7 protein-coding genes are annotated in these 6,205 nt (G+C 72.9%); 6 read left to right on the top strand and 1 reads right to left on the bottom strand.

The features are described 5' to 3' along the window. Window positions 1–72: 72 nt before the first annotated feature. A complete protein-coding gene (locus tag ACWF41_RS11020; RefSeq protein ID WP_380326240.1) occupies window positions 73–621 on the bottom strand; it encodes a YceI family protein in 549 nt (182 codons plus the stop codon). 104 nt (window positions 622–725) lie between these two features. Between ACWF41_RS11020 and ACWF41_RS11015 the strand changes: the two genes are divergently transcribed. The 6 genes from ACWF41_RS11015 (at window position 726) to ccsB (ending at window position 6,088) form a co-directional block, all read left to right on the top strand. After that, window positions 726–1,226 carry a MarR family winged helix-turn-helix transcriptional regulator gene (locus ACWF41_RS11015; protein WP_380326243.1) on the top strand — a complete coding sequence of 167 codons (501 nt, stop codon included), beginning with the start codon at window positions 726–728 and terminating at the stop codon, window positions 1,224–1,226. Window positions 1,227–1,292: 66 nt separating this feature from the next. Beyond that, window positions 1,293–1,937 (top strand): histidine phosphatase family protein, encoded by a 645-nt coding sequence (locus ACWF41_RS11010; RefSeq protein ID WP_380326246.1) that lies wholly within the window; start codon window positions 1,293–1,295, stop codon window positions 1,935–1,937. Continuing rightward, on the top strand, window positions 1,934–2,572 hold the full coding sequence (locus tag ACWF41_RS11005) for a TlpA family protein disulfide reductase (protein ID WP_380326249.1): 639 nt from the start codon (window positions 1,934–1,936) through the stop codon (window positions 2,570–2,572). Before ACWF41_RS11010 ends, ACWF41_RS11005 begins: the two co-directional genes overlap by 4 nt. Beyond that, a complete protein-coding gene (locus ACWF41_RS11000) occupies window positions 2,572–3,348 on the top strand; it encodes a cytochrome c biogenesis CcdA family protein (protein WP_380326252.1) in 777 nt (258 codons plus the stop codon). The genes ACWF41_RS11005 and ACWF41_RS11000 overlap by 1 nt, the downstream gene beginning before the upstream one ends. Next, on the top strand, window positions 3,348–5,102 hold the full coding sequence (gene resB, locus ACWF41_RS10995; RefSeq protein ID WP_380326255.1) for a cytochrome c biogenesis protein ResB: 1,755 nt from the start codon (window positions 3,348–3,350) through the stop codon (window positions 5,100–5,102). Before ACWF41_RS11000 ends, resB begins: the two co-directional genes overlap by 1 nt. A 2-nt stretch (window positions 5,103–5,104) precedes the next feature. After that, window positions 5,105–6,088, top strand: a complete 984-nt coding sequence (ccsB, locus tag ACWF41_RS10990) for a c-type cytochrome biogenesis protein CcsB (protein ID WP_380326259.1) — start codon at window positions 5,105–5,107, stop codon at window positions 6,086–6,088. Window positions 6,089–6,205: the final 117 nt, after the last annotated feature.

Below are 6,205 nucleotides of genomic sequence, written 5' to 3'. Positions count from 1 at the left end.
GGGGCGGCCCGCAGAAGTGCGGACCGCCCCTTCGAACTACCTCGGCGATTCTCGAACTACCTCGGCGAGGCCTCAGGCCTGCTTGATGGCCGAGACGTCGAGGGCGATCTTGACCTTGTCGCCCACCAGGACGCCGCCGGTCTCGAGCGCGGCGTTCCACGTGAGGCCGTAGTCCTTGCGCGAGATCTCGATCTGCGACTCGAACCCGGCGCGGGCGTTGCCGAACGGGTCGGTGGCGGTGCCGGTGAACTCGGTCGGGAGCTCTACGGAGTTGGTCACGCCGTTGATGGTGAGGTCGCCGGCGATCGTGTAGTCGTCGCCGTCCGCCGAGATGGCCTTGGAGACGAAGCTCCAGGTCGGCTTCTCCTCGGCGTGCCAGAAGTCGGCGCTGCGCAGGTGGTTGTCGCGGTTCTCGTCGTTCGTGTTGACCGACGCCGCGTCCAGCTCGGCGGAGACGGCGGACGACTCGAGCTCGTCGCCGACGGTGATCGAGCCACCGCTGATCGCGATCGTGCCGCGGACCTTGGCGATCCCCGCGTGGCGCACGGCGAAGGAGGCGGTCGAGTGGGCGGTGTCGATGGCGTAGGTACCGGCGGTGAGGCCTGCGGGCAGCGCGGTCATAGGTGTCTCCTCGGAGTAGGTCGTGCGGTCGGTGTCACCAGGTAGTTGAGCACTCAACTACCGTCACGAGGGGGTGAACACCCGCGTCTCGTAACCTATTCCCCGTGGGCGGGACGACAGGAGCGCGACAGCGCGCGGACGCAGAGGTGCGCTGGCTCGACGAGGGCCAGCAGTGGGCGTGGCGACGCTTCCTGGAGGGGACGTCCCGCTTCTTCGAGGCGCTCGGCACGGCGCACGACGAGGGCCTGCCGGTGACGCTCGGCGAGTATCACCTGCTGGTGCAGCTGTCCGAGGCGCCCGAGCGCACGCTGCGGATGTCGGCGCTCGCGGAGTTCCTCGCCCTGTCGCGCAGCCGCCTCACGCACACCGTCGACCGCATGGAGCAGCGCGGCCTCGTGGTCCGCACCCCCGTGCCGGGCGACCGGCGCGGCGTGAACTGCGTCATGACCGACGCCGGGTACGCGGCGCTCGTCGACGCCGCGCCGGGCCACGTCACCGCCGTGCGCCGGCTGCTGGTCGACACCCTCACCGACGAGGAGTTCGCCGTCCTGGGCCGCGCGATGGCGAAGGTCGCCGAGGCGGCCAAGGGCCCCGCGACCTCCTGACGTGAGCGGCGTCACCCCTGGCTGGACGGGACCTGGGTACCCCGGAGTTCTGGGACACTGGGACCCATGGCCACCACCACCGTCCATCTCGTGCGGCACGGCGAGGTCCACAACCCGGACGGGGTCCTCTACGGGCGCATCCCCGGCTATCGGCTGTCCGACCGCGGTCAGGCGATGGCGCGCCGCGTGGCGGAGCACCTGTCCGGCACGGGCCACGACGTCGCCGGCGTCGTCGCGTCCCCGCTGCAGCGCGCGCAGGAGACCGCGACCCCGACGGCCGAGGCCTTCGGCCTGACCCTCGCCACCGACGACCGCCTCGTCGAGGCCGGCAACCACTTCGAGGGCACGACGATCGGGAGCAACCCGGCGCAGCTGGCCCACCCCCGCTACTGGCGCTTCCTGTGGAACCCGCTGCGCCCGTCGTGGGGCGAGCCGTACGCCGACCAGGTCGCGCGCATGCGCGCCGCGGTGGACGACGCGCGCCGCGCGTACGCCGGGCACGAGGTGGTGCTGGTCAGCCACCAGCTGCCCGTCTGGGTGACGCGCCGCTCGTTCGAGGCCCGCTCCCTGGCGCACGACCCGCGCCGGCGCGAGTGCTCGCTGGCGTCCATGACCTCGCTGCGGTTCGACGGCGACACGTTCGTCGGGCTGCACTACACCGAGCCCGCGGCGGACCTGCTCGCGGGCGCCGACCCGGTGCCGGGGGCATGATGCGCAGCACCTCCCCGCGCGCCCGGCGGCGCGCCACCGTGGCGGTCGGCGCCGTCCTCGGGATCGGTCTCCTCGCCGCGTGCGGCCCGCAGGACTCGGGCGCGGGCGACGTCGTCGGCCAGGGGTTCGTCTCCGGCGACGGCTCGGTGAAGCAGTGGGACGCGGGCGACCGCGGCGACGTCGTCACCGTCGAGGGCACCACCTTCGAGGGCGACGACATCAGCACCGCCGACTGGCTCGGCGACGTCGTCGTCGTGAACACCTGGTACGCCGGCTGCGCCCCCTGCCGCGCCGAGGCCCCCGACCTCGTCGCCCTCGCGAACGACCGCGAGGCCGACGGCGTGCGCGTCCTGGGCATCAACACGGAGGACGAGGCCGGCGCGGCCACCTCGTTCCAGCGCACCTTCGACGTCCCGTACCCGTCCGTCGCGGACAGCACCGGCAAGGTCGTGGCCCGGCTCTCCGGCGTCGTGCCGCTGCAGGCCGTCCCGTCCACGGTCGTGCTCGACGCCGAGGGCCGCGTCGCGGCGCGCGTCATCGGGCAGGCAGAGGCGTCCACGCTCGACGCGATCGTCGACGAGGTGCTCGCCGAGTCGTCCGGCGGCTCGGGCGACGGCGCGGCGAAGGGCGCCTGATGGGTGACGCCTTCGCCACCACGGTGTGGAGCGGGTCGATGCTGCTGGCGCTGCCCGTGGCGCTGATCGCCGGCCTGGTGTCGTTCGCGTCGCCGTGCGTGCTGCCGCTGGTGCCCGGCTACGTCGGGTACGTCAGCGGGATGGCGGCCGCGTCGGCGGGCGGGCCGCAGGCCCGCGCCGGTGCGCCGCGGGACCCGGGCCGCCGGCGCGTCGTCGCGGGTGTGGCCCTGTTCGTGCTCGGCTTCACCGCGGTGTTCGTCGCGTTCATGGCCGCCGCCGGCGCGCTGGGCTCGTACCTGGTGCAGTGGGAGACCACGATCATGCGGGTCCTGGGGGTCGTCGTGATCCTCATGGGCCTCGCGTTCCTCGGCGCCGTCCCGTTCCTGCAGCGCGAGCGGCGCATGCACCTCAGCCCTCGGGCGGGCCTGTGGGGCGCGCCGCTGCTGGGCATCGTGTTCGGCCTCGGCTGGACGCCCTGCATCGGCCCGACGCTCACCGCGGTGCAGGCGCTGTCCCTCGACCAGGCGTCGGCCGGGCGCGGCATCGTGCTGGGCGTGGCGTACTGCGTCGGGCTGGGCGTGCCGTTCCTCCTGGTCGCGCTCGGGCTGCAGTCGTCGCAGCGCATGCTCGGCTTCCTGCGTCGTCACCGCCTGGGCATCCAGCGGGCCGGCGGCGCCCTGCTCGTGCTGGTCGGCCTGGCCCTGGTCACGGGCATCTGGTCCGCGTGGACCAGCCAGCTCCAGGGCTGGATCAGCGGATACGTGACGGTGGTGTGATGAGCGAGAAGGCGACCTACCGCCCCGAGGGCATCAACGACGCGTTCGTCGAGGGCCGTTCGGACGACGCGCCGGCCGCGGCCGCGGGCGGGCCGCAGAAGTCCGGCGGCGCCCCGACCCTGCCGTCGCTCGGCTGGCGCGGCACGCTGCGCTGGATGTGGCGCCAGCTCACCAGCATGCGCGTCGCGCTCATGCTGCTGATGCTGCTCGCCGTCGCGGCCGTGCCCGGCTCGATCCTGCCCCAGCGAGGCCAGGACGCCGCGGCGGTGCTCGAGTACCTGGGCGACCACCCGACGCTGGGGGAGTGGCTGGACCGCTTCGGCTTCTTCGAGGTCTACAGCTCCGTCTGGTTCTCGGCGATCTACCTGCTGCTGTTCGTCTCGCTGGTGGGCTGCATCCTGCCGCGCACGATCGCGCACGCCCGCAACCTGCGGAACCGCCCGCCGAAGACCCCGGTGCGGTTCGGCCGGTTCCCCGCGACGGCCCAGGCCAGCACGACGGCGTCGCCCGACGAGGTCACGGACGCGGTCGCCGCCCACCTGCGCGGGCCGCTGCGCCGGCTGCCCACCTTCCGGGTGGACGTCGGCGCCGAGGAGCCCCGCCTCGGGCGACCGGCCACCCGCACCGTCGCCGCCGAGCGCGGCTACCTGCGCGAGACCGGCAACCTCCTGTTCCACCTGGCGCTGCTCGGCCTGCTGGTCTCGGTCGCCCTCGGCCAGCTGATGCACTACCGCGGACAGGCGATCGTCACCGAGGGTCGCGGCTTCGCCAACGCCGTCGTCGACTACGACACCTTCGACAAGGGCGCCTGGTTCCGGCCGTCGTCGCTGTCGCCGTTCTCCATGACGCTCGACTCGTTCGAGTCCAAGTTCGCCTCCGACACGGTCGCGTTCGCGCAGGCGCGCGACTTCACCGCCTACGTGACGGCGACCGAGCCGGACGGCACGTCCCACGACGAGACGATCAAGGTGAACGAGCCGCTCACGGTCGACGGCGCCAAGATCTACCTGCAGGGCAACGGCTTCGCGCCCGAGATCACCGTGAAGGACGGCGCCGGCGAGCTGGCGTTCTCCGGCCGGGTCCCGTTCCTGCCCGAGGACACCATGTACACGTCGCGCGGCGTCGTGAAGGTGCCGGACGTGTCCAAGGGGCAGGAGCAGATCGGCCTGGTCGGGTACTTCCTGCCGACCGCCGTCGTCGACGCGGACGGCTCCGCCCGCTCCGTCTTCCCGCAGCCGCAGAACCCGCTGATGGTGCTCGAGGTGTACCGCGGCGACCTGGGCCTGGACGACGGCGTGCCGCAGAACGTGTACCGCCTCGACACCGCGAACCTCACGCCGTCGGTGGACGAGGACGGGTCGACCATCAAGCTCCTGGTGAAGCCGGGGGAGACCGTCGACCTGCCCGACGGCCTCGGCACGGTGACCCTCGGTAAGGACGTGCCCCGCTACGTCGCGCTCGACCTGCGGCACGACCCGTCGCTCACCTGGGTGCTCACCTTCGCCCTGCTCGCCCTCACCGGCCTCGCGGTCTCGCTGTTCACGCCGCGCCGGCGCGTGTGGGTGCGATCATGGGAGACCACGGACGACGACGGACGGTCCGTCACGCACGTCGAGCTCGCCGGGCTCGCCCGCGGGGACGACGCCGGCCTGCAGCGTGAGGTCGACAAGGCCCTGGCGTCGGTGCCGGGCCGCCTGGACGACGCGCCGGACGACGCGCCGGACGACAACCCGAAGACAGCCACGGAGGACTGACCATGCAGATCGCCGAGCTGAGCGTGCTGCTCGTGTGGGGTGCGGCCACGGCGCTCACGATCGCGCTCGTCGCGTTCGCGATCGACCTCGGGCGCCGCACCGAGCAGCGGGCCGACGCCCGCGCCGAGGCGCGCACGCCCGTCGCGGTGGGGGCCGGCGCTCCGGCAGCCGCGCCGCCGGCGGACGGGAAGGCGGCGGCTCCGCCCGCCCCCGCCCGTCGGCGCGCCGCCGGCATCGCGATGTCGACGACGTGGCTGGGCACCGCCCTGCTGCTCGCCGCGATCGTGCTGCGCGGCATCGCCGCGGGCCGCACGCCGTGGGCCAACATGTACGAGTTCACGCTGGTGGGCTCGTTCATGGCCCTCGCCGTCTTCCTCGGCATCAACCTGCGCAAGGACCTCAGGTTCCTGGGCGCGTTCGTCACCGGCCTGGCGGTGCTGTTCCTCGTGCTGGGGCTGAACGTCTTCTACGTGGCCGCGACGGGCGTGCAGCCGGCGCTGCAGAACTACTGGCTGGTCATCCACGTGGGCGTGGCGATCTGCTCGGCCGGCATCTTCACGGTCGCGTTCGTCTCGTCCGTGCTGCAGCTGCTGCGCGACAGCCGCGACACCGGCTCCCCGTACCTGAGCCGCCCGGGCTTCCGCTGGCTGGACCGCCTGCCGACGCCGACCTCCCTCGAGGTGCTGTCGTTCCGGCTCAACGCCGTCGGCTTCGTGCTGTGGACCTTCACCATCATCGGCGGCGCCATCTGGGCCGAGCACGCCTGGGGCCGCTACTGGGGCTGGGACCCCAAGGAGGTCTGGAGCTTCGTGATCTGGGTCGTGTACGCGGCCTACCTGCACGCCCGCACGACGCGCGGCTGGGACGGCCGCCGCGCCGCCTGGTTCGTGATCGTCGGCTACCTGTGCGTGCTGTTCAACTTCACCGGCGTGAACCTGATCTTCAACGGCAAGCACTCGTACTCGGGCCTGACCACCGACGCCTGACCCAGCCGAACGTTGTGGGCGGGGGGGGGTGGGGGGTGGGGGTGTGGGGGAGGGGGGGGGAAAGAGAGAGGGAGGGACGAGTATAAGGAGCGAGAGAGAGGGGGGGGGAGGGTGGAG

The sequence above is a fragment of the Isoptericola sp. NPDC055063 genome (genome assembly GCF_053608125.1).
Note: the sequence above shows the minus strand (reverse complement) of the source record. Positions and strands in the feature narration are given on the sequence as shown.

Excerpts from the sequence above, each read along its gene's own strand:
- ACWF41_RS11020 (WP_380326240.1), bottom strand. The coding sequence starts at position 621 with ATGACCGCGCTGCCCGCAGGCCTCACCGCCGGTACCTACGCCATCGAC.
- ACWF41_RS11005 (WP_380326249.1), top strand. The coding sequence starts at position 1,934 with ATGATGCGCAGCACCTCCCCGCGCGCCCGGCGGCGCGCCACCGTGGCG.
- ACWF41_RS11010 (WP_380326246.1), top strand. The coding sequence starts at position 1,293 with ATGGCCACCACCACCGTCCATCTCGTGCGGCACGGCGAGGTCCACAAC.
- ccsB (WP_380326259.1), top strand. The coding sequence starts at position 5,105 with ATGCAGATCGCCGAGCTGAGCGTGCTGCTCGTGTGGGGTGCGGCCACG.
- ACWF41_RS11000 (WP_380326252.1), top strand. The coding sequence starts at position 2,572 with ATGGGTGACGCCTTCGCCACCACGGTGTGGAGCGGGTCGATGCTGCTG.
- resB (WP_380326255.1), top strand. The coding sequence starts at position 3,348 with ATGAGCGAGAAGGCGACCTACCGCCCCGAGGGCATCAACGACGCGTTC.